The following is a 19,744-nucleotide window of genomic DNA, read 5'->3' on the forward strand; positions in this document are numbered from 1 at the left end:
GCCTGCGCCATCCGTACGTCCCCTCGTCTCGCCCGGCCGGCTTCCGTCGTCATTCTGTCGCGTCGGCGACCGCCGCTCGGGAAGAATGATCGGCATGGCCACCTCCCCCACCTCACGCCGCGGCGGCGCGCTGTCTCTCGCCGCCACCCTGCTCACCGCCTCCGTCGCCCTCTACATGGCACTGGTCGCGTTCGGGAACATCACCGACTTCGGCACCAACCAGCAGTTCGTCCGGCATGTGCTGGCGATGGACACCACGTTCAAGGACGAGGACCTGATGTGGCGGGCCATCACCAGTACGGGGCTTCAGGACACCGCGTACGTACTGATCATCGTCTGGGAGACCGTCGCCGCGCTGGTCCTCATATACGGGAGCTGGCTGTGGGCCAGACGTGATCAGCAGCAGGCCCGGCGGATGTCCACGTACGGGCTGCTGATGGTGTTGCTGCTGTTCGGCGCCGGGTTCATCGCGATCGGCGGTGAGTGGTTCTCCATGTGGCAGTCGAAGAGCTGGAACGGGCTGGACGCCGCCACCCGCGTGTTCCTGTTCAGCGGGCTGGTGCTGATCGTCAACCACCTGCCGTCCAAGCAGGCGGACTCGACTACCTGACCACGGTCACCGACGTGCCGACGGTGCCGAACGCCCACAGTGCCGTGCCGTCCGCCTTCCGCATCCTGACTCCGCCCGTCTTGGCGCCGGAGTCGGCGGGAGGCGGCGAGGCGCCGTCGACCGCGTTGGAGAAGGCGACGGAGACGCCGGACTTCGCGGCGAAGTAGATGATGTGCTCGATCTGGACGCCGTCCGAGCCGGTCGTGGCCTCGTTGCGGGACGACACCGTGTACGTGCCGGGGTCCGGGCTGACCGTGCCCGGCCACACGGTGAACGTACGGCGGGTCGCCTCGCTCGCGTCGACCAGCCACACCCGCTTCTCGCCGAGGGAGTAGACGATGCGCCGGCCGGTGCCGGAGCCGTCGGGCACCCGGGGCGGGACGGACGCGGTGGGGGTGGGCTGCGCGCCCACCGACGCCGAGGTGCTCGGCTTGGCCGAGGTGGCGGTGGGGTGCGGGCCCCGGTCCGCCTGCACGGCCAGGACCGTCACCGCGGCTATCGCTCCCACGGTCAGCCCGGTCACCCAGGCCCACGAAGGAAGTCGGGCAGGCACGGGCACGCATCTCCTCAGTCACGGGACCCCGCAGAACGGGGGTTCCGATCATCGTACTGCGAGAGCGTTGCTCCCCAGGCGGCTCAGGGGCCGTCCATGGTTTTCCGGACGGGGACGGGAACGGGGCCGGTGCCGGCTCCGTGGGTGGTGTAGCGCGGGGTGCGGACGGGGGCCGGGTAGGAGAGGTGCACGAGCCGGGTCTGCTCCTGCCGCATGTGGGTGAGCGACTCGAGGATGTAGCCCACGAGCAGGACGAGCGCGGCGATGGTCATGATCGCGGCGGCGAGGATCGCCGTGGGGACGCGGGGCACCGTGCCCGTGCGGACGAAGTCGGCGATGACGGGGGCGCCGAGGATGACCGAGATCAGGGCCAGGATGCCGGCGATCACGGTGTGGACGAGGGAGGGACGCTCACGGCGCGCCAGGTCGAGGATGACCCGCAGGATGCGCCAGCCGTCCCGGTAGGTGCGCAGTTTGCTCTCGCCGCCGGCGGGCCGGACCCGGTAGTCCACGACCACCTCGGCCGTGGGGAGACGGAGGTGGAGGGCGTGGATCGTCATCTCGGTCTCGGTCTCGAACTCCCGGGCCAGCGCCGGAAAGGACTTCACGAAGCGGCGCGAGAAGACCCGGTAGCCGCTGAGCATGTCGGTCACGTCGTTGCCGAACAGGGACCGCACCGCCCCGGTGAGCAGTTTGTTGCCGACCGCGTGCCCGGTCCGGTAGGCGCCGTCGTCCGTCACCCGGCGGGCGCCGACGACCTGGTCGTACGGCCCTTCGAAGAGCAGGTCGACCATGTCCCGGGCGCGCGAGGCGTCGTAGGTGTCGTCGCCGTCGATGATGATCACGGCGTCGGCGTCGACATCGGCGAAGGCGCGGCGGATGACGTTGCCCTTGCCCTTGCGGGGCTCCTGCCGGACGATCGCGCCCGCCGCGCGGGCGACCTCCGCGGTGCGGTCGGTGGAGGCGTTGTCGTAGACGTAGACGACGGCCTCGGGGAGGGCCGCGCGCAGATCGCGGACCACCTTGGCGACGGCCGCCTCCTCGTTGTGGCACGGCACGACACACGCGATCGTCGGTTCCACGACCACTCCCGCTCCTCAACTGAGTCTGTGTCTGATATGGGGTAAATCATGGGATATAAGCGCGTCCATGAGGTGGGGGCGCGCCGAGTGGTTACGCTCGCTCTGTGCCGGTTCTCGCCTCTGTGACACGTCCCGTCCGTGATGCCGTACGGGGCATCTGGCGCGAGGCCGCCAAGTTCTCCGCCGTCGGGGCCCTGGCCTTCGTCGTGGACAACGGCGGTTACAACCTGCTGGTCTTCGGGCTGCCCGGCGGCGCGGAGGGCGGGCCGATGGGGGCCACTCCCGTCCAGGCGTCCGTCGTCGCGACGAGCGCCGCCGCGCTGTTCAGCTGGGCCGGGAACCGCTACTGGACCTACCGGCACCAGCACCGCGAGAAGGTGGCCCACGAACTGGGCCTGTTCCTCGTCGCGAACGGCGTCGGTCTCGCCATCACCGCGGGCACGGTCTTCGCGTCCCGGCAGCTGCTCGGGCTCGACTCGGCCCTCAGCGACAACACCGCCCGCATCTTCGGCTGGATGCTCGCGACCCTGTTCCGCTTCTACGCCTACCGGCGTTACGTCTTCGTCGCACCCTGAGCCGTCAGCATCCGGCGACCCGCTAATATCCGGCATATGGGACAAATGCCTTGGGCGCCGCGTGCGCAGCGCTGGGTCTGGGGGCTGGCCGGCATCGCCGCGGTCTGCTGCCTGGGCACGATCGTGGTGTTCGCCCCCGGCTACCTGAGTCCCGACAGCCTCGACCAGCTCCGGCAGGCCGAGGGGAAGACGCCCCTGACCGACTGGCACCCGCCCGTGCTGAGCCTGGTGTGGCGTGCGCTCATCGCGGTGACCGGCTCGATCGCGTCCATGGTGATCCTCCAGGCCGTTCTCTTCTGGGGAGCGCTCTGGGTGCTGGCCTGGTGCGTCTGGGAGCTGACCGCGAGCCGCGGCGGTTCGCTCGCCGTACTCGGCCTCGGTCTGGCTCCCTTCGTGCTGACGTTCGTCGGGGTGGTGTGGAAGGACGTCCACGCGGCGGTCGCACTGCTCGCCGCGTGCGCGGTCGCGCTCACCGGGCTGCGGCTGCGGCACCACCGGCCTCCTCGTCCCGCCGTGCGGTGGGGGCTGCTCTGGCTGGGCGTGCTGTTCCTCGCGTACGCCATGCTGGTGCGCAAGAACGTCTTCTTCGCCGCGCTCCCCGTCTACGTCATGCTGGTCCTCGCACTGTGGCGCGCTCCCGGACGCCGTACGTGGGTGACGTGCACGGCGGCGCTCGTGGCCGCTCTCGTCGTACCGACCGCCGCCATCTCCCTGTTCGCGCGGCCTCTCGAGACGAAACAGGCCGCACAGATCATGCTCGACGACCTGGTCCATGTACTGGAGGTGGACGAGCTCCGGACGGCGGACGTGCCACCCGGTCTCAGGGACCGGCTCGTGGCCTCCGCGCAGGAGTGCGAGCGCGTCGGGGCCCTGTCGGACGCCTACTGGGCCTGCTACGAACGCCCGGCGGACGGGCTGCGCGGGGACTCGGGGGAGATCACGTCCCTGTGGCTGCGCGAGATGAGCGGGCATGTGCCGGGCTATCTCCAGTACCGGCTGCGGCTCTTCGCGACTCTGCTGTTCGAGACCGACGATCCGTACAAAGCGGGGGTCAGCCGCAACGACCTGGGCATCGAGGTGGCGCATCCCCGGCTGGAGGACATGCTCGGCACGTACGTCAACGGCATGGTGACGGACGTGCGGTGGCTGTTCCGCGGGTGGTTCTGGCTCGCCGTCGCGCTGGTGCTGGCGGTCCGCCCGGGCAAGGGCCGGTTCTCGATGCCGGTCCGGGCGCTGGGCATCAGCTCGGCGGCCTACATCCTCGGTTATCTGCCGATCATGCCCGCGACGGACTTCCGCTACGTCTACTGGCCGGCGATCGCCTGCACCCTCGGCCTGCTCCTGCTCTGGCTGGGCCGGGGCACGGCTCTCCCACCGCCGAAGAGCCCCGGCGCCGCGCCCGACCGTGCCGTGACGGCACAGCAGCCGGCGGACGCCGGGGGCCGGTAGACCCCTCAGTCAAGAACCGGCAGCAACTCCGGCAGATGCCCGTCGGACACCTCCGCCGCCCGCTGCCGCTCCTCCGGGACCTCCCCGTAGAGGGTGTTGCGGGGCTTCGCCGGGCGGCCCGCGGCGTCGGCCACCGCGATGAGGTCCTTGACCGACTTGTACGAGCCGTAGGAGGAGCCCGCCATGCGGGAGATCGTCTCCTCCATGAGGGTCCCGCCGAGGTCGTTGGCGCCCGAGCGGAGCATCTCGGCCGCGCCCTCGGTGCCCAGCTTGACCCAGCTGGTCTGGATGTTGGGGATGTGCGGGTGCAGCAGGAGCCGGGCCATGGCCGTGACCGCGCGGTTGTCGCGCATGGTCGGGCCGGGGCGGGCGATCCCCGCGAGATACACGGGCGCGTTGGTGTGCACGAACGGCAGCGTCACGAACTCGGTGAAGCCGCCGGTGCGCTGCTGGATGCCGGCGAGGGTGCGCAGGTGCCCGAGCCAGTGGCGGGGCTGGTCCACATGCCCGTACATCATCGTCGAGCTCGACCGGATGCCCAGTTCGTGGGCCGTCGTGACGACCTCGATCCAGTCCGCCGCGGGCAGCTTGCCCTTGGTGAGGATCCAGCGGACCTCGTCGTCGAGGATCTCGGCGGCCGTGCCCGGGATGGTGTCCAGGCCGGCTTCCCTGGCGGCGGACAGCCACTCGCGGATGGACATGCCGGTGCGGGTCGCGCCGTTGACGACCTCCATCGGCGAGAAGGCGTGCACGTGCATGCCGGGGACGCGTTCCTTCACCGCCCGCGCGATGTCGAAGTAGGCCGTGCCGGGCAGGTCCGGGTGGATGCCGCCCTGCATGCAGACCTCCACCGCGCCGACGTCCCAGGCCTGCTGGGCCCGGTCGGCGACCTGGTCCAGGGAGAGGGTGTAGGCGTCGGCGTCCGTGCGGCGCTGCGCGAAGGCGCAGAAACGGCAGCCGGTGTAGCAGACGTTGGTGAAGTTGATGTTGCGCGTGACGATGTAGGTGACGTCGTCGCCGACGGCCGACCTGCGGACGTCGTCGGCGATCCGCGCGAGGGCGTCCAGGGCCGGGCCGTCCGCGTGCAGCAGTGCCAGCGCCTCGTCGTCGGTGAGCTTGGTGGGGTCGTCGGCCGCGGTGCGCAGGGCCTGCCGTACGTCGGTGTCGATGCGCTCGGGCGCCATGCCCGGGGCGGCCGCCTCGCGCAGGGCGCCCCAGTCGCCGTACACCTCGTCGAAGTCGTCCCGGCGGTCCGAGCTGCGGCCCTCGCTGTCGATCGAGGAGTGCAGGTCCGTGCGGCCGGACGCGACGAAGACCTCCTCCGGCTCCTGCCACGGCAGGCCCTGCGGAAGGGCCTCGGGACGGGCCAGGCCGGTCTCCGGGTCGGCCAGCGCCGCCACGTGCGGACGCAGCCGCGGGTCCAGCCAGGGCTCGCCGCGCCGCACGAACTCTGGGTACACACAGAGGCGTTCGCGCAGTTCGAAACCGGCCGCGCGGGACTTCTCGGCGAGCTGGTCGATCTGCGGCCAGGGGCGCTCGGGGTTGACGTGGTCGATGGTCAGCGGGGACACCCCGCCCCAGTCGTCGATGCCGGCGCCGATCAGCCGCTCGTACTCGTCGTCGACGAGGTTGGGCGGTGCCTGGATACAGCCCGAAGGACCCATGAGGAGCCGGGCGACGGCTACCGTGGCGACCAGTTCGTCCAGTTCCGCGTCGGGCATGCCGCGCATCGCGGTGTCCGGCTTGGCGCGGAAGTTCTGGATGATCAGTTCCTGGACGCCGTGGTAGGCGCGCGAGACCTTGCGCAGCGCGAACAGGGACTCCGCGCGCTCCTCGTAGGTCTCGCCGATGCCTATGAGCAGCCCGGAGGTGAAGGGGACGGAGGAGCGGCCGGCGTCCTCCAGGACGCGCAGGCGGACGGCGGGCTCCTTGTCGGGGGAGCCGTGGTGGGGGCCGCCCGGCTCCGACCAGAGGCGGGTCGCGGTGGTCTCCAGCATCATGCCCATGCTGGGCGCGACGGGCTTGAGGCGCTGGAAGTCGGTCCAGGACATCACGCCCGGGTTCAGATGGGGCAGCAGGCCCGTCTCCTCCAGGATGCGGACGGAGATGGCGCGGACGTAGGCGATGGTGTCGTCGTAGCCGTGCGCGTCGAGCCACTCGCGCGCCTGAGGCCAGCGGTCCTCGGGCTTGTCGCCGAGGGTGATGAGGGCTTCCTTGCAGCCCAGGGCGGCGCCCTTGCGGGCGATGTCCAGGACCTCGTCGGGGGACATGAACATCCCGTGGCCCTCCCGGCGCAGCTTGCCGGGGACGGTGACGAACGTGCAGTAGTGGCACTTGTCCCGGCACAGCCGGGTCAGCGGGATGAAGACGCTCTTGGAGTACGTGATGACGCCGGGCCGGCCGGCCGCCTCCAGACCCGCGTCGCGCACCCGGGCGGCCGAGGCCGCCAGGTCCTCCAGGTGCGCACCCCGGGCCTGGAGCAGGACGGCCGCCTCGGTGACGTCGAGGGAGACGCCGTCCCTGGCCCGTTTCAGGGCGCGACGCATGGAGTTCTCGGTGGGGCCGGTTCCGGAGGTCGCGGAAGTCGTCATCCTTCGAGCATACGATCGCGCTGATCAACTGGGCCGGGCCCCGTCAGTGGAAGGCCAGCCACCCGATGCCCAGGGCGGACACGAGACCGCTGAGGACCACGGCGAGGGGCCGGTGGCGGTGCAGGGAGAGCCAGACCAGTGCGGCGGTCACGAGCACGGCCGACGTGCCGATCGCGGCGGGCAGCAGCCCTTGGCTGTAGCCGTATTCGCCGAAGTGACGCGCGAGCCACGCTAACCAGGCGATCCTCATGACGCTGTGCTCTCCCCCTGTTTCCCGTTGAGTTGTCAGGTACCAGGAAGATATCCCGTCAGCCCGTCCAGCGCCTTCAGAATCTCCGCCTCCCCCGCCGGCGGCAGTTGCGCCACGACCTCCTCGATGCCCAGGTCGGCGTAGTGCGCGAGCTTGCCCGGGGTCGGGTGGACGGCGTACGGGACGACCTGGAGGGCCTGGGGGTCGCGGCCCGCTTCGGCCCAGGCGGCGCGCAGCAGCGGCAGGGACTCGGAAAGGCCCCGGCCACCGATGGGGAGCCAGCCGTCGGCGTACTGGCAGATGTGGGAGAACAGCTTGGGCCCGGCGGCGCCGCCGACGAGCGTGCGCGGGCCGACGACCGGGCCGCGCGGCTTCTGGACGGGCTTGGGGTGCGCGTAGCTGGCCCGGACGCTTCCGAACTCCCCCTCGTACGCGACGGGTTCCTCCGACCACAGCGCCCGCATCAGCGCCATCCGGTCCCGCACCAGCTCGCGCCGGGTGCGCCACCGTACGCCGTGGTCGGCGGCCTCCTCGACGTTCCAGCCGAAGCCGAGCCCGAGCGTGAACCGGCCGCCTGAGAGGTGGTCCAGGGTCGCGACCTGCTTGGCCAGGGCGATCGGGTCGTGCTGGGCGACGAGCGTGATGCCCGTGCCGAGCCCGAGCCGCTCGGTGACGGCGGCGGCCTGGCCGAGCGCCACGAACGGGTCGAGGGTACGGCCGTACTCCCGCGGCAGCTCGCCGCCCGCCGGGTACGGGGTGGTCCGCTCGACGGGGATGTGCGTGTGCTCGGGCAGATACAGCCCGGCGAAGCCCCGGTCCTCCAGCTCACGTGCGAGCCGGGTCGGGGTGATCGTCTCGTCGGTGAGGAAGATCGTTACGGCGATGCGCATGACCCATCTCTACCCGAGGGAGAGGCGGCTGTCCATACCGACCAGTCGGGATACTCTCCGGTCCTCGGTCTGTCCCCGCCTACGCGGCCTGTTCGGCTGTTTCCCGCCGTCGGATTCCCTTCCCTTACACGCCGGTTCACGGCTGAATACAAAGGTTGCACGCACCACCCCCGCACCACCCATGCCTTGTCACCGACGACACCTGGGGAGCAGCAGCATGTGCGAGGACAACCACGGCGGGCTCGGCCGGCGCGCTCTGTTCGTGACGGGAGCGGCCGCCGCGCTTACGTTGGGGAGCGTGAGCTTCGCTTCAGCGGCCGACGGGGACCAGGAGAGCAGAACGGTGCGCGGCACCCTGCCGCCCGGCTCTCCCGACTTCGTGTACGTGCCGGTCGAGGTCCCGGCCGGTGTCCGGGAGATCAAGGTCGCCTACGCGTACGACCGCCCGTCCGTCCCGGCCGGCACGACCGGCAACGCCCTCGACATCGGCATCTTCGACGAGCGCGGCACCGAGCTCGGCGGTCGCGGGTTCCGGGGCTGGTCGGGCGGGGCGCGCACCGAGTTCTTCATCCGCGCGGACGAGGCGACGCCCGGTTACATCCCGGGGCCGGTGCGCGAGGGCACCTGGCACATCGCGCTCGGCCCGTACACGGTCGCCCCGCAGGGCCTGTCGTACGAGATCACGATCACGCTGACGTACGGCGAGCCGGGCGAGGCCGTCCGGCCGGTGTACCCGCCGGACCGGGCCAGGGGCCGGGGCCGGGCCTGGTACCGGGGTGACTGCCATCTGCACTCCTGGTACTCCGACGGCCGCCGCACCCCCGCCGAGATCGGTGCGCTGGCGCGGGCGGCGGGGCTGGACTTCATCAACTCCTCCGAGCACAACACGCACTCCGCGCACGCGCACTGGTCGGACGTGGCCGGGGACGACCTGCTGGTCATGCTGGGCGAGGAGGTCACCACGCGCAACGGTCACGTCGTCGCGCTCGGCACCGACCCGGGCACCTTCGTCGACTGGCGCTACCGGGCCCGCGACAACCGCTTCGCCCGGTTCGCCCGCCAGATCCGCCGCGCCGGAGGCCTGGTCGTCCCGGCCCACCCGCACGCCACGTGCGTCGGCTGCAACTGGAAGTTCGGCTTCGGCGAGGCGGACGCGATCGAGGTGTGGAACGGTCCCTACACGCCCGACGACGAGGTGGCCCTCGCCGACTGGGACAGCATGCTGGTGGCCTCCGTACGGGACGGGCGCGACTGGATCCCGGCGATGGGCAGCAGCGACGCCCACCGCGACCCGGACGCCGTCGGGCGCCCCCAGACGGTCGTCCTGGCCGACGACCTGACCCGCCAGGCGATCCAGGAGGGCATCCGGGCGGGACGGTCGTACATCGCCGAGTCCGCCAAGGTCGAGCTGTCGTTCCGGGCGTCCGGTGCGCGCGGCGAACACGCGGGCATCGGTGAGCGGCTGCGCGTGGACCGCGACACCCCGGTCACCGTCCGCCTGAAGGTCACGGGTGCCCCGCGCTGCACGGTCCGCTTCGTCACCGACCAGGGCGTGCTGCACACCAGCGCCCCGCTGCCGGTGTCCGGCTCGGGTGTCGTCGAGTGGCGGACGACCCCGTCGTACGCGGCGTACGTACGGGCGGAACTGCGGCACGAGGCGGCGGCGGGTCCGGTGCCGGGTGTGCCGGCGGCGTTCACGAACCCGGTCTTCCTGGGGCGCGGTACGGGATGAGGTGACCTCAGCCGCGGTCGGGGTCCGGCCCCTGCGCCAGGTCGGCGACGACCGCCGCGTGGTCCGAGGGCCACACCCCGTCCACCGGGCCGTCGCACGCCCGCCGGACGCCCCGTACGTGGCCGAGTCCGCCGGGGCCGGGCGGGCCCACGTGGATGTAGTCGATGCGCACGCTCGGCTCGTGGGTCGGCGCCACGTACGGGTTCGCCGCGTCCCAGGTGGCGGAGGGGGCGGCCGGGTCGGCGTACTCCCAGGCGTCGAGGAGGACCTGACCGGGCACGGCCGGGGCGGTCTTGTAGCCGCCGAGGCGGCGGATCTCGTCGGAGTCGGGCCAGGCGTTGAGGTCACCGGTGACGACGGGCGGGAACGGGGTGCCGCCGCGGTGCCGGGCGACGAACCCGGCGAGCGCGGCGACCTGGCCGCAGCGGACCGCGGAGGCGTCCGGGGCGGAGGCGAAGTGGGTGGTGAAGAAGGGGATGTCGTGGCCGGGGCCGGCCAGGCGGGCGTAGAGGGCCAGCCGGCCGTCGTCCGTGTCCGCCGGGGCGGGCAGCGCCAGCACGTCTTGGTCCACGACCGGCCATCTGCTGAGCACGGCGTTGCCTATGTCCACCGTGGGGTCCCCGATCCGCCGCCGCCAGCGCTCCGGGGCGGGCGAGGCGGCCCAGGCGCAGTGCAGGCCCAGCTCACCGGCCAGCCACTCGGCGAGGTTCTCGCCGTCGGCGGCCCACACCTCCTGAAGGCCCACGACATCGGGGCGCAACTCCCTCAGAGCCGTGAGAATCGCCTTCTGCCGCGCCTGCCAGGGCCCGAAGCGCCACCACAGGTTCCACGTCACGATCCGCATCCGCAGCCACCCGCTCTCGTCCCGCCGCGTCAGGGATCATTGAAGCAGGAACCATTGCAGAAACCGTGAGAGCTTCGTGTGAAGGAGATCCCCGACGATGTCCCGCCTCACCGACCTGAGGTTCCGCGCCGCCACGGCCTTCCAGCGCCGCGTCAACCCGCTGATGCGCCGCCTCCCCCTCCAGAGCGTCCTGGAGACGAAGGGCCGCGTCTCGGGCCTGCCGCGCCGCACACCGGTGGGCGGCCGCCGCGTCGCCGACTCCTTCTGGCTGGTGTCGGAGTTCGGCGAACGGTCGCAGTACGTGCGCAACATCAAGGCCGATCCTCGGGTACGGGTACGGATCCGCGGGCGCTGGCACACGGGAACCGCGCACCTGCTCCCGGACGACGACCCCGTGGCGCGGCTGCGCCGGCTGCCCCGGTTCAACGGCCTGGGGGTGCGGGCGTTCGGGACGCAACTCCTGACGGTGCGGGTCGATCTGGCCGACTGACGGCCCCGTGCCGCACGGCCCTCAGCCCGGCCAGACGATGGCCTGCACCTCGCTGTACGCGTGCAGGGCGTACGAGCCGACGTCCCTGCCGACGCCGCTCTTCTTGAAGCCGCCGAAGGGGGCCTCCATGTTGCGGCCCACGGTGTTGATGCCGACGCCGCCGGCGCGCAGGCGCCGGGCCACCCGGAAGGCCCTGGCCACGTCGGCCGACCAGACGTAGTCGATGAGGCCGTAGTCGGTGTCGTCGGCCAGGGCCACGCCCTCCTCCTCGTCGTCGAAGGGGATGACGACCACCACCGGGCCGAAGATCTCCTCGCGGGCCACGCGCATGTCGTTGGTGCAGTCGGCGAGGAGGGCCGGGGAGACGTAGAAGCCGGTCGGCAGGCCCGGGCGTTCGCCGCCCGTGACGACCACCGCGCCTTCCTTCCGGCCCAGTTCGACGTACGACTCCACCCGGTCCCGGTGTGCCGCCGAGATCACCGGCCCGACGACCGTGTCCGGCTCGCGGGGGTCGCCAACCTTCAATCGGCGGGCATACGCGGCCAGTTGCTCGACCAGGCGGTCGTAGATGCCCCGCTGCGCCAGCACCCGTGTCGGTGCCGTGCAGATCTGCCCGCTGTAGAACGAGAAGGTGGTGCCGATGCCGGACACGGCCGAGCCGATGTCGGCGTCGTCGAGGACGACCGCCGCGCCTTTGCCGCCGAGCTCCATCAACTGCCGTTTCATGTCGCGCCCGCACACCTCGGCGATGCGCTGCCCGACCGCCGTGGAACCGGTGAAGCTGACCATGTCGACGTCCTGTGAGGCCACGGCCGCCTCACCGACCTCGGTCCGTGCACCGCTGACCACGTTCACCACGCCGGGCGGCACACCGGCGGCCTCCAGCGCCTCCGCCATCCGGTAGACCGACAGCGGATCCTGGGGTGCCGGCTTCACCACGACCGTGTTGCCCATGGCCAGGGCGGGGGCGATCTTGCCGGCCGGGTTGGCCCAGGGGTTGTTGTACGAGGTGATGCAGGTGACGACGCCGACGGGCTGGCGGACGGCGAGTGCGCCCATGACGCCCGCCCGCCCCATCGGCCCGGCCTCGTTGATCTGCGGCGGGATCGCCCACTCGGCGGGCTCCACGCGCGCGTAGCGCCGGAAGCGGGCGGCGGCGACCCCCACCTGCATGCCGCGTGCGGTACGCGTGGTCGCGCCGGTCTCCGCCCGGGCCAGCTCGGCGTACGGCACGAGACGCTCCCGGATGATGTCCGCGGCGCGGGCGAGGACCGCCGCCCGCTCCTCCGGAGGCGTGGCCGACCACGGCCCGAAGGCCTCGCGGGCCGCGGCGCAGGCCGCGTGCACCTGATCCCGCGAGGCCTCCGGCGCCCACCCGACGGTCTGCTCGGTCGCCGGGTCGACCACCTCGTAGTGCCCGCCGTCCGGCTCCACCCAGGAGCCTCCGACGAACAGCGCCTGTCGTGCCATCACCTGGTGCTCACCGTCTCCGTGTCCTGGCCGGAACGCAGCACGCGCCCCGGCACGGCACCCGTCACCACGTCGTCGCGGATCGCCTCGACCCCGTTGACCCACACGGCCCGCACGCCCAGCGCCCGGGAGTCCAGCCGCGGGCTGTCACCCGGCAGGTCGTGCACCAGGGTGGCCGGGCCCGCGTCGATCCGCTCCGGGTCGAACAGGACGAGGTCCGCATGCCAGCCCTCCCGCACCCGCCCCCGCTCCCGCAGGCCGAAGAGCCGGGCGGGGTCGTCGGTCAGCATCTTCACGGCCTGCTCCAGACCGGCCAGCTTCCGGCCGCGCAGACAGTCCCCGAGGAACCGGGTCGTGTACGGCGCCCCGCACATCCGGTCCAGGTGCGCGCCCGCGTCGGACCCGCCGAGCAGCACGTCCTCGTGCTGCCAGGTCTCCGCCCGCAGCGCCCAGGACGCCGGATCGTTGTCGGGCGGCATCGGCCACAGCACCGTGCGCAGCTCGTCGTTGGCGCAGATCTCCACCAGGCACGCGAAGGGCTCCTGGCCGCGCTCCTCGGCGATGTCCTCGACCACGCGCCCGGTCAGCCCGGCGTTCGCCTCGCTGTAGGTGTCGCCGATGACGTACCGCCCGAAGTTCGCCAGCCGCCGGAAGACGCCCGCCTCCTTGGAATGGGCGCGCCGCAGCATCCCGTCCCGTACGTCCGGGTCGCGCAGCTTCTCGATCCGCTCGGGCACGGGCAGCCCGAGAACCGGCCCCCACCCGGGGATGAGGTTCAGCGCACAGAAGGTCCCCAGCGACATGTTCATCGGCGTGAGGATCGGCATGGTCAGCGCCACGACCCGGCCGCCCGCCTTCCGCGCCTGCTCGCTCGCCAGGAGCTGCCGGGGCACCCGCTCGGGCACGGCCGCGTCGATCGTCAGGACGTTCCAGTTCAACGGCCGCCCCGCCACCGCGCTCATCTCGACGAACAGGTCGATCTCCGCGTCGCTGAACTGATCGAGACAGCCCGCGACGATCGCCTCGATCTGCGTGCCCTCGTGCTCCCCGACGGCCCGCGACAGCGCCAGCAGCTCGGCCGGCCCGGCGTGCCGGGAGGCGACCGGTTTCCCGTCGCCGTCCGAGTGGCTGGTCGACTGGGTGGTGGACAGCCCCCAGGCCCCGGCGTCCATGGACTCCCGCAACAGCCGGACCATCGCCGCCAGTTGCTCCCCGGTCGGCTGCCCGCCGATGGCCTGCGGCCCCATCACGTACCGCCGCAGCGCACAGTGCCCCACCATGAACCCGGCGTTGACGGCGATCCGCCCCTCCAGGGCGTCCAGGTACTCCCCGAAGGAATGCCAGGTCCAGGGCGCCCCCTCCTCCAACGCCACCAGCGCCATGCCCTCGACCTTCGACATCATCCGCCGCGTGTAATCGGCGTCCTCGGGCCGGTCCGGGTGCAGCGGCGCGAGAGTGAACCCGCAGTTCCCCCCGGCGACGGTGGTGACCCCGTGGTTGAGGGAGGGCGTGGCGTACGGATCCCAGAAGAGCTGGGCGTCGTAGTGGGTGTGGGGGTCCACGAAGCCGGGGGTGAGGATGAGGCCGGTGGCGTCCTCGCTTGTGCGCGCCTCCTGAGTCACTTCACCGATGACGGCGACACGCCCGTCCCGTATCCCCACGTCGGCGGTATAGGCGGGTGCACCGGTCCCGTCCACGACAGCCGCACCCTTGATGACGTGATCGAGCATGAACCCTCAACTCCTTGAGCGGTATGTCCCTCCAGGGGCGCGGGGAACTGCGCGACCAGCCACGAAACACCCGCACCCGCCAACGAACGCTCAGGCCCCCTGCCGGAACCGCGAAGTCCGATGCACAGGATCCGTATCGATCTTCGGAATCACATGCTCCCCGACCAGCCGAATCGTCTGAAGCGTCTCCTCCTTCGGCACCCCCACCGGCAGCCCGAAACTCAACTGATCGGCCCCCGCCTGCTCCCACCGCTTGCACTGCGTGAGCACCTCGTCCGGATCCCCGCAGATCAGCAGCTCCTCCTCGATGAGGACCTCCACCAACTCCTCGGTGTACTCCGGCAGCGTCTCCGGCCACACCGGAAACCCCTCGGGCCGCGGAAACGTGTCGTGGTACCGGAACACCAGCGACGGCAGATAGTGCAGCTGCCCGTTCGCCGCGATCCGCACCGCCTCCTCGTGCGTAGGCGCGCAGATCGCCGTGGTCGTCACCATCACGTTGTCGTTGACGAAGTCACCCACCGGCTCGGCGTCCACGATCGCCGTCTTGTACTGGTCCAGCACCCACTCCATGTCGGAGACCTTCTGCACGCTGAAGCCGAGGACGCCGAGCCCCTTCCGCGCGGCCATGGCGTACGACGGCGGCGACCCGGCCGCGTACCACATCGCCGGGTGCGAGCCGCCGTACGGCTTCGGCAGGACCTTCCTCGGCGGCAGCGACCAGTGCTTGCCCTGGAAGCCGGCGTACTCGTCCTGGAGCCACATCTTGGGGAACTCGGCGATGGTCTCTTCCCAGATCTCCTTGGTGTGGTTCATGTCGGTCACCCCCGGCATGAAGCCCAGGATCTCGTGCGAGCCGGCACCCCGCCCGCTGCCGAACTCGAACCGCCCCTCGCTGAGATGGTCGAGCATGGCGACCTTCTCGGCGACCTTCACGGGATGGTTGACGGGGGCGAGCGGGTTGAAGATGCCCGAGCCCAGGTGGATCCGCTCCGTGGCGTGTGCCAGGTACCCGAGGAAGACGTCGTTGGCGGAGAGGTGCGAGTACTCATCGAGGAAGTGGTGCTCGGAGGCCCAGGCGTACTTGAAGCCCGACTTGTCCGCCTGGATGACGTACTCGGTCTCCTCCATCAGCGCCTTGTGTTCGGCGAGCGGGTCGGTCTCGGCCCGTTTGCCGACGTATCCCTGTACGAAGACCCCGAATTCCAAGGAGATTCACCGCCCCACGGTCATTTCTGACGGTTCGTCAGATACATGGCTCCGACTGTTCCACCGCTCCCCGGGAGCGTCAATAGCTGACGGGTCGTCAGACCGCTCGCGGAGGAGTCAGATGACGCTCACGCCCGCCAGCCACCCGCCGTCGATCACGAACGGCTGCCCGGTGATGTAGGAGGAGTCGTCGCAGGACAGGAACAGGGCGAGCCGCGCCACCTCCTCCGGCTGCCCGACCCGCCCCAGCGGCACGAGCTTGCGGTACAGCCGGTCGAGCCCCCTGGCGGCCTCCTCCGGGTCGGCGTCCGGATCCAGCCGGGCCGGGTTGGACATCGCGGTGTCGATGGCGCCCGGGCAGACGGCGTTGACGCGTATCCCCCGCCCCGCCAGCTCCAGCGCGGCCACCCGGGTCAGGCCGACCACGGCGTGCTTGCTCGCCGCGTACGCGCCCACCCCCGCCATCCCGGTCAGGCCGGTGTACGAGGCGGTGTTGACGATCGTGCCCCCGTCGGCCAGCTCGGGGGCAACGGCCCTGATGCCGAGGAAGCAGCCGACCTGGTTGACCTGGACGACGCGCATGAACTCGTCGAGGGGTGTGTCGAGGAGGGAGTCGCAGCGCAGGATGCCGGCGTTGTTGACGAGCCCGTCGACCCGGCCGTACGCGTCCTTGGCGGCGGCGACGGCCGTCCGCCAGTCGTCCTCCCGGCCGACGTCGAGATGGACGTACCGGGCACCGATCTCCTTCGCGAGGGCCTCGCCCCGGCCGTCGAGGACGTCCGCGACGACCACCCGGGCGCCCTCCGCCGTGAACAGCCTGGCTTCCTGCTCGCCCTGGCCGCGCGCGGCGCCGGTGATGATGACGACCCGTCCGTCGAGCTTGCCCATGGCAGTCCCCTTCGCGAGGTGGACGCGGTGGACTCCGCGTCGTTACGAGACATCTGACGGCTGACTCGGGTACGGCTCATGACAGCAGCGGCGCGACTGCCTCCCCGAACTGCTCGATCTGCCCGACGAGTTCGTCCCGGCTGCGGCTGCGAAACCGCACCTGGACCTGGTCCGCCCCCATCGCGCGATAAGCCCGCAACGACTCGGCGATGGCGTCGGCGGGCCCGCTGACCGTCCGCCGCCCGACGTCCCAGCCCGGCGTCCCGACGTACAGGGGCTCGGCGATGGCGCCGACGCTGAACGGCCCCTCGGTCTCGGCCTCTTCCCTGAGCCGCCGTATCCGCGCGATGCGCTCCGGCAGCACGTCCCTCGGGTCGCCCTGCGGCAGCCAGCCGTCGCCCTTGAGCGCGGCCCGTCGCAGGGCGGCGGGCGAGGACCCGCCGACCCAGAGGGGGACCCGGTCCTGCGCCGGGCGGGGCCGCTGCCCGAGTCCCTCGAAGTCGTACAGCTTGCCGTGGTGTTCGGGGAACTCCTCCGGCCCGAGGGCGGCGCGCAGGGCGTCGATCGACTCGTCCAGCACGGCCCCGCGCCGCTCGAAGTCGGCCCCCAGCGCCTCGAACTCCTCGCGCACATGCCCGGCCCCGACCCCGAGGATCAGCCGGCCGCCCGACAGGTGGTCGAGGGTGGCGTACTGCTTGGCGCTGAGCAGCGGATGCCGCAGCCCCACCACGGCGACGTGGCTGAGCAGCCGGGTCCGCTCGGTGGCCGCCGCGAGGAAGGCGAGGGTGGCCACCGGGTCGTACCAGACCGTGCTCATCGCGGACGCGAGGCGGCGCGGGATGGCGACGTGGTCGCAGCACGCCAGGTAGGCGAACCCGGCGCGGTCGGCGGCGCGGGCGACGGCGAGGAGGTCCTCGGGTCCGGCGGCGGCTTCCCAGGGTTCGGCGTAGAGGGTGCTCTGGGACTGGACCGGGAGCTGGATCCCGCAGGCCAGGCTCACCGCGGCCCGTCCCAGAGCCCGTCGTCGGTCAGCCCCAGCAGCTCGATCGCGTTCCGCCGCACGATCCGCTCCACCACCTCGGGATCCAGGTGCCCCATCTGCGCCTCGCCGACCTCGCGGGACTTGGGCCAGGTGGAGTCGGAGTGGGGGTAGTCGGTCTCGTAGAGCACGTTGTCCAGACCGATCGCGTCCAGGTTGCGCAGCCCGAAGGCGTCGTCGAAGAAGCAGCCGTAGACGTGCTCGGCGAACAGCTCGGACGGCGGCCGGTGCACCTTGTCGGCGACGCCGCCCCAGCCGCGGTTCTCCTCCCACACGACGTCGGCGCGCTCCAGGATGTAGGGGATCCAGCCGATCTGCCCCTCCGCGTACATGACCTTGAGGTTCGGGAACTGCTCGAACTTGCCGCTCATCAGCCAGTCGACCATCGAGAAGCAGCAGTTGGCGAAGGTGATGGTGGAGCCGACGGCGGGCGGGGCGTCGGCGGAGGTGGAGGGCATCCGGCTGCTGCTGCCGATGTGCATGGCCACGACCGTGCCGGTCTCGTCGCAGGCGGCGAGGAAGGGGTCCCAGTCGTCGGTGTGGATGGAGGGGAGCCCGAGGTACGGCGGGATCTCGGAGAAGGCGACGGCACGGACCCCGCGGGCGGCGTTGCGCCGGACCTCCGCGGCGGCCAGCTCGGGGTCCCAGAGAGGGATCAGGGTGAGCGGGATGAGCCGGCCCTGCGCCTCGGGCCCGCACCACTCCTCCACCATCCAGTCGTTGTAGGCACGGACGCAGAGCAGCCCCAGCTCGTGATCCTTCGCCTCGGTGAAGGTCTGGCCGCAGAAACGCGGGAACGTCGGGAAACAGACGGCGGACTGGACGTGGTTGACGTCCATGTCGGCGAGCCGGGCCGGGACGTCGTACGAGCCCGGCCGCATCTGCTCGTAGGTGATGACCTCCAGGCGTATCTCGTCCCTGTCGTACCCGACGGCGGTGTCGAGCCGGGTCAGGGGCCGGCGGAGGTCCTCGTAGACCCACCAGTCACCGACGGGACCGTCGTCCCCGGGCGCGCCCATGACCGGCTTGAAGCGCCCGCCGAGGAAGGTCATCTCCTTGACGGGCGCACGGACGATCCGGGGCCCGGCGCCCCGGTACTTCTCAGGGAGCCGGTCCTGCCAGACGGTCGCGGGCTCCACCGTGTGGTCGTCCACGGAGATGATCAGGGGGAACGTGCTCTCGTGGGTGTCCATGGCGCTCACGGTAGCGCCGATCTGACGGAGCGTCAGCTATGAGACGGTAAGGGAATGGCCGGCGAAGGCCAGTCGCCCGGCCAGCGGTTCACTCTGCTACCGATCGATACAGGCGTCCACCAGGCACAGACGGGCGGCGCTATCCACCAGCATCCAGGAGGACGCAGAAGAGCTCGTCGTTTCGAACTCGCACTGCAGCCGTTCGCAGGTATGTCCCCTGCACTGCGCTGTAGCAGCGCACGGGCCCGGAGTTGGGCGTGAGGTGTCACGGGTCATTGGTCGACCAGCCTCGTAACGAGGCCAGCAATCCAGATGCAAACCTGTCGCGCCGCTCCCCTGGACGCACTGGGCGAAGGCAGGCGCGGGGATGGGCGGTCGACGGCCCTTAGATCGTCCGTGACACAGAAATTTCAACCCAAAGCGGAGTCCGGGTTCCCCAGTAAGAATGTGAGCTGTCGGCCAACGACAGCGACAGAGAGAAGCAGTGCTCGCCGTAGCAAGTACGGCGGGGCCGAGTCGAGCCGGCCCCGCTCGTCACCCGTAACCAGTTGGGCTGGACTAGCTGATGTGCGTGTCCTGAGGAGTCACGCTGATGTGCGTGTCCTGAGGAGTCACGCTGATGTGCGTGTCAGCCAGGGCGGGTGCAGTGCCAGCAACAGTGGTACCAAGCACCAAGGCGACGGTGGCGACGATCTTCTTCGTCAGGGTCACGAGGGACTCCTTGATCGGAACTTGAGAACGCAAGGTACGGTAACGACAGAGGACAGATTTTCGAGAGAAACAAATGTTTCGAGCCTCGGATTGACGCGAAAACTGCGCTGCAAAGCATCGGCCGCGACGGCTCCCCCTCCGCGCCGCCGCGGCCGAACCCCGTATCGAGATGGCTTACTTCGTCGGCTTGAACGGCTCCGACGTGGCGTGGAGGTCCTTGGTCTCGAGCGGCTCGTCGGTCGCGTGCAGGTCCTGCTTCTTCACGGTGCCCTCTTCCGTGGCGTGCAGGTCCTCCGTCGAGGCCTCGCCGTCCGTGCCGCCCGTGGCGTGCAGGTCCTGCGGCTTGAGCTCGTCGCCCATGATCGTCAACTCCCCTTGGCATGGATCAAGCTGTGAGGTCGGCGGGCCCGCCCGGTCACTCCCCCGAGGGTGACCGGG

At 71.1% G+C, this 19,744-nt stretch carries 19 protein-coding genes; 5 read left to right on the top strand and 14 right to left on the bottom strand.

Annotated elements, in window-relative coordinates; genetic code table 11:
- Positions 1–94: 94 nt before the first annotated feature.
- The gene (locus HDA41_RS17075) at positions 95–610 is read left to right on the top strand and encodes a DUF2165 domain-containing protein (protein WP_184984872.1); all 516 of its coding nucleotides are present in this window, start codon (positions 95–97) and stop codon (positions 608–610) included.
- On the opposite strand, the gene HDA41_RS17080 is transcribed toward HDA41_RS17075, so the two are convergent.
- On the bottom strand, positions 603–1,163 hold the full coding sequence (locus HDA41_RS17080; RefSeq protein ID WP_184984874.1) for a hypothetical protein: 561 nt from the start codon (positions 1,161–1,163) through the stop codon (positions 603–605). The genes HDA41_RS17075 and HDA41_RS17080 overlap by 8 nt on opposite strands.
- A gap of 83 nt (positions 1,164–1,246) precedes the next feature.
- Positions 1,247–2,251, bottom strand: coding sequence for a glycosyltransferase family 2 protein (locus HDA41_RS17085; RefSeq protein ID WP_184984876.1), 1,005 nt, complete (start codon positions 2,249–2,251; stop codon positions 1,247–1,249).
- A gap of 116 nt (positions 2,252–2,367) precedes the next feature.
- On the opposite strand from HDA41_RS17085, the gene HDA41_RS17090 reads away from it, so the two are divergent.
- A complete protein-coding gene (locus tag HDA41_RS17090; RefSeq protein WP_184984878.1) occupies positions 2,368–2,820 on the top strand; it encodes a GtrA family protein in 453 nt (150 codons plus the stop codon).
- A gap of 36 nt (positions 2,821–2,856) precedes the next feature.
- Entirely contained in the window at positions 2,857–4,269 is a 1,413-nt protein-coding gene (locus tag HDA41_RS17095; protein WP_184984880.1) for a hypothetical protein, read from the top strand.
- Between the two features lie 5 nt (positions 4,270–4,274).
- Here the strand turns inward: HDA41_RS17095 and HDA41_RS17100 are convergent, their stop codons facing one another.
- Genes HDA41_RS17100 through HDA41_RS17110 form a run of 3 tightly spaced genes read right to left on the bottom strand, consistent with a single transcriptional unit; the run spans position 4,275 to position 8,000 of the window.
- A complete protein-coding gene (locus tag HDA41_RS17100; RefSeq protein ID WP_184984882.1) occupies positions 4,275–6,860 on the bottom strand; it encodes a bifunctional FO biosynthesis protein CofGH in 2,586 nt (861 codons plus the stop codon).
- 43 nt (positions 6,861–6,903) lie between these two features.
- A complete protein-coding gene (locus tag HDA41_RS17105; protein WP_184984884.1) occupies positions 6,904–7,110 on the bottom strand; it encodes a hypothetical protein in 207 nt (68 codons plus the stop codon).
- Positions 7,111–7,145: 35 nt separating this feature from the next.
- Positions 7,146–8,000, bottom strand: coding sequence for an LLM class F420-dependent oxidoreductase (locus tag HDA41_RS17110; protein ID WP_184984886.1), 855 nt, complete (start codon positions 7,998–8,000; stop codon positions 7,146–7,148).
- A gap of 217 nt (positions 8,001–8,217) precedes the next feature.
- On the opposite strand from HDA41_RS17110, the gene HDA41_RS17115 reads away from it, so the two are divergent.
- Positions 8,218–9,732, top strand: coding sequence for a CehA/McbA family metallohydrolase (locus HDA41_RS17115; protein ID WP_184984888.1), 1,515 nt, complete (start codon positions 8,218–8,220; stop codon positions 9,730–9,732).
- Positions 9,733–9,739: 7 nt separating this feature from the next.
- Here the strand turns inward: HDA41_RS17115 and HDA41_RS17120 are convergent, their stop codons facing one another.
- Positions 9,740–10,576 (bottom strand): endonuclease/exonuclease/phosphatase family protein, encoded by an 837-nt coding sequence (locus tag HDA41_RS17120; protein WP_184984890.1) that lies wholly within the window; start codon positions 10,574–10,576, stop codon positions 9,740–9,742.
- A 97-nt stretch (positions 10,577–10,673) separates the two neighbouring features.
- On the opposite strand from HDA41_RS17120, the gene HDA41_RS17125 reads away from it, so the two are divergent.
- A complete protein-coding gene (locus HDA41_RS17125; RefSeq protein ID WP_184984892.1) occupies positions 10,674–11,066 on the top strand; it encodes a nitroreductase/quinone reductase family protein in 393 nt (130 codons plus the stop codon).
- A gap of 21 nt (positions 11,067–11,087) precedes the next feature.
- On the opposite strand, the gene HDA41_RS17130 is transcribed toward HDA41_RS17125, so the two are convergent.
- The 8 genes from HDA41_RS17130 to HDA41_RS17165 form a co-directional block, all read right to left on the bottom strand.
- On the bottom strand, positions 11,088–12,536 hold the full coding sequence (locus HDA41_RS17130) for an aldehyde dehydrogenase family protein (RefSeq protein ID WP_184984894.1): 1,449 nt from the start codon (positions 12,534–12,536) through the stop codon (positions 11,088–11,090).
- Positions 12,536–14,266 (bottom strand): N-acyl-D-amino-acid deacylase family protein, encoded by a 1,731-nt coding sequence (locus HDA41_RS17135; RefSeq protein ID WP_184984896.1) that lies wholly within the window; start codon positions 14,264–14,266, stop codon positions 12,536–12,538. Before HDA41_RS17135 ends, HDA41_RS17130 begins: the two co-directional genes overlap by 1 nt.
- A 90-nt stretch (positions 14,267–14,356) precedes the next feature.
- A complete protein-coding gene (locus tag HDA41_RS17140) occupies positions 14,357–15,475 on the bottom strand; it encodes an LLM class flavin-dependent oxidoreductase (protein WP_184984897.1) in 1,119 nt (372 codons plus the stop codon).
- 117 nt (positions 15,476–15,592) lie between these two features.
- Positions 15,593–16,363, bottom strand: coding sequence for an SDR family NAD(P)-dependent oxidoreductase (locus HDA41_RS17145; protein WP_184984899.1), 771 nt, complete (start codon positions 16,361–16,363; stop codon positions 15,593–15,595).
- Positions 16,364–16,439: 76 nt separating this feature from the next.
- Entirely contained in the window at positions 16,440–17,357 is a 918-nt protein-coding gene (locus HDA41_RS17150; RefSeq protein ID WP_184993475.1) for a TIGR03619 family F420-dependent LLM class oxidoreductase, read from the bottom strand.
- A 2-nt stretch (positions 17,358–17,359) separates the two neighbouring features.
- Positions 17,360–18,595 (bottom strand): amidohydrolase family protein, encoded by a 1,236-nt coding sequence (locus HDA41_RS17155; RefSeq protein ID WP_184984901.1) that lies wholly within the window; start codon positions 18,593–18,595, stop codon positions 17,360–17,362.
- 558 nt (positions 18,596–19,153) lie between these two features.
- The gene (locus HDA41_RS17160; protein WP_184984903.1) at positions 19,154–19,306 is read right to left on the bottom strand and encodes a hypothetical protein; all 153 of its coding nucleotides are present in this window, start codon (positions 19,304–19,306) and stop codon (positions 19,154–19,156) included.
- A 174-nt stretch (positions 19,307–19,480) separates the two neighbouring features.
- The gene (locus HDA41_RS17165) at positions 19,481–19,666 is read right to left on the bottom strand and encodes a hypothetical protein (protein WP_184984905.1); all 186 of its coding nucleotides are present in this window, start codon (positions 19,664–19,666) and stop codon (positions 19,481–19,483) included.
- Positions 19,667–19,744: the final 78 nt, after the last annotated feature.

The organism is Streptomyces caelestis (assembly GCF_014205255.1).
GTDB classification, from domain to species: Bacteria; Actinomycetota; Actinomycetes; order Streptomycetales; family Streptomycetaceae; genus Streptomyces; species Streptomyces caelestis.

Excerpts from the sequence above, each read along its gene's own strand:
- HDA41_RS17075 (WP_184984872.1), top strand. The coding sequence starts at position 95 with ATGGCCACCTCCCCCACCTCACGCCGCGGCGGCGCGCTGTCTCTCGCC.
- HDA41_RS17095 (WP_184984880.1), top strand. The coding sequence starts at position 2,857 with ATGGGACAAATGCCTTGGGCGCCGCGTGCGCAGCGCTGGGTCTGGGGG.
- HDA41_RS17100 (WP_184984882.1), bottom strand. The coding sequence starts at position 6,860 with ATGACGACTTCCGCGACCTCCGGAACCGGCCCCACCGAGAACTCCATG.
- HDA41_RS17105 (WP_184984884.1), bottom strand. The coding sequence starts at position 7,110 with ATGAGGATCGCCTGGTTAGCGTGGCTCGCGCGTCACTTCGGCGAATAC.
- HDA41_RS17110 (WP_184984886.1), bottom strand. The coding sequence starts at position 8,000 with ATGCGCATCGCCGTAACGATCTTCCTCACCGACGAGACGATCACCCCG.
- HDA41_RS17115 (WP_184984888.1), top strand. The coding sequence starts at position 8,218 with ATGTGCGAGGACAACCACGGCGGGCTCGGCCGGCGCGCTCTGTTCGTG.
- HDA41_RS17120 (WP_184984890.1), bottom strand. The coding sequence starts at position 10,576 with ATGCGGATCGTGACGTGGAACCTGTGGTGGCGCTTCGGGCCCTGGCAG.
- HDA41_RS17125 (WP_184984892.1), top strand. The coding sequence starts at position 10,674 with ATGTCCCGCCTCACCGACCTGAGGTTCCGCGCCGCCACGGCCTTCCAG.
- HDA41_RS17130 (WP_184984894.1), bottom strand. The coding sequence starts at position 12,536 with ATGGCACGACAGGCGCTGTTCGTCGGAGGCTCCTGGGTGGAGCCGGAC.
- HDA41_RS17135 (WP_184984896.1), bottom strand. The coding sequence starts at position 14,266 with ATGCTCGATCACGTCATCAAGGGTGCGGCTGTCGTGGACGGGACCGGT.
- HDA41_RS17145 (WP_184984899.1), bottom strand. The coding sequence starts at position 16,363 with ATGGGCAAGCTCGACGGACGGGTCGTCATCATCACCGGCGCCGCGCGC.
- HDA41_RS17155 (WP_184984901.1), bottom strand. The coding sequence starts at position 18,595 with ATGGACACCCACGAGAGCACGTTCCCCCTGATCATCTCCGTGGACGAC.
- HDA41_RS17165 (WP_184984905.1), bottom strand. The coding sequence starts at position 19,666 with ATGGGCGACGAGCTCAAGCCGCAGGACCTGCACGCCACGGGCGGCACG.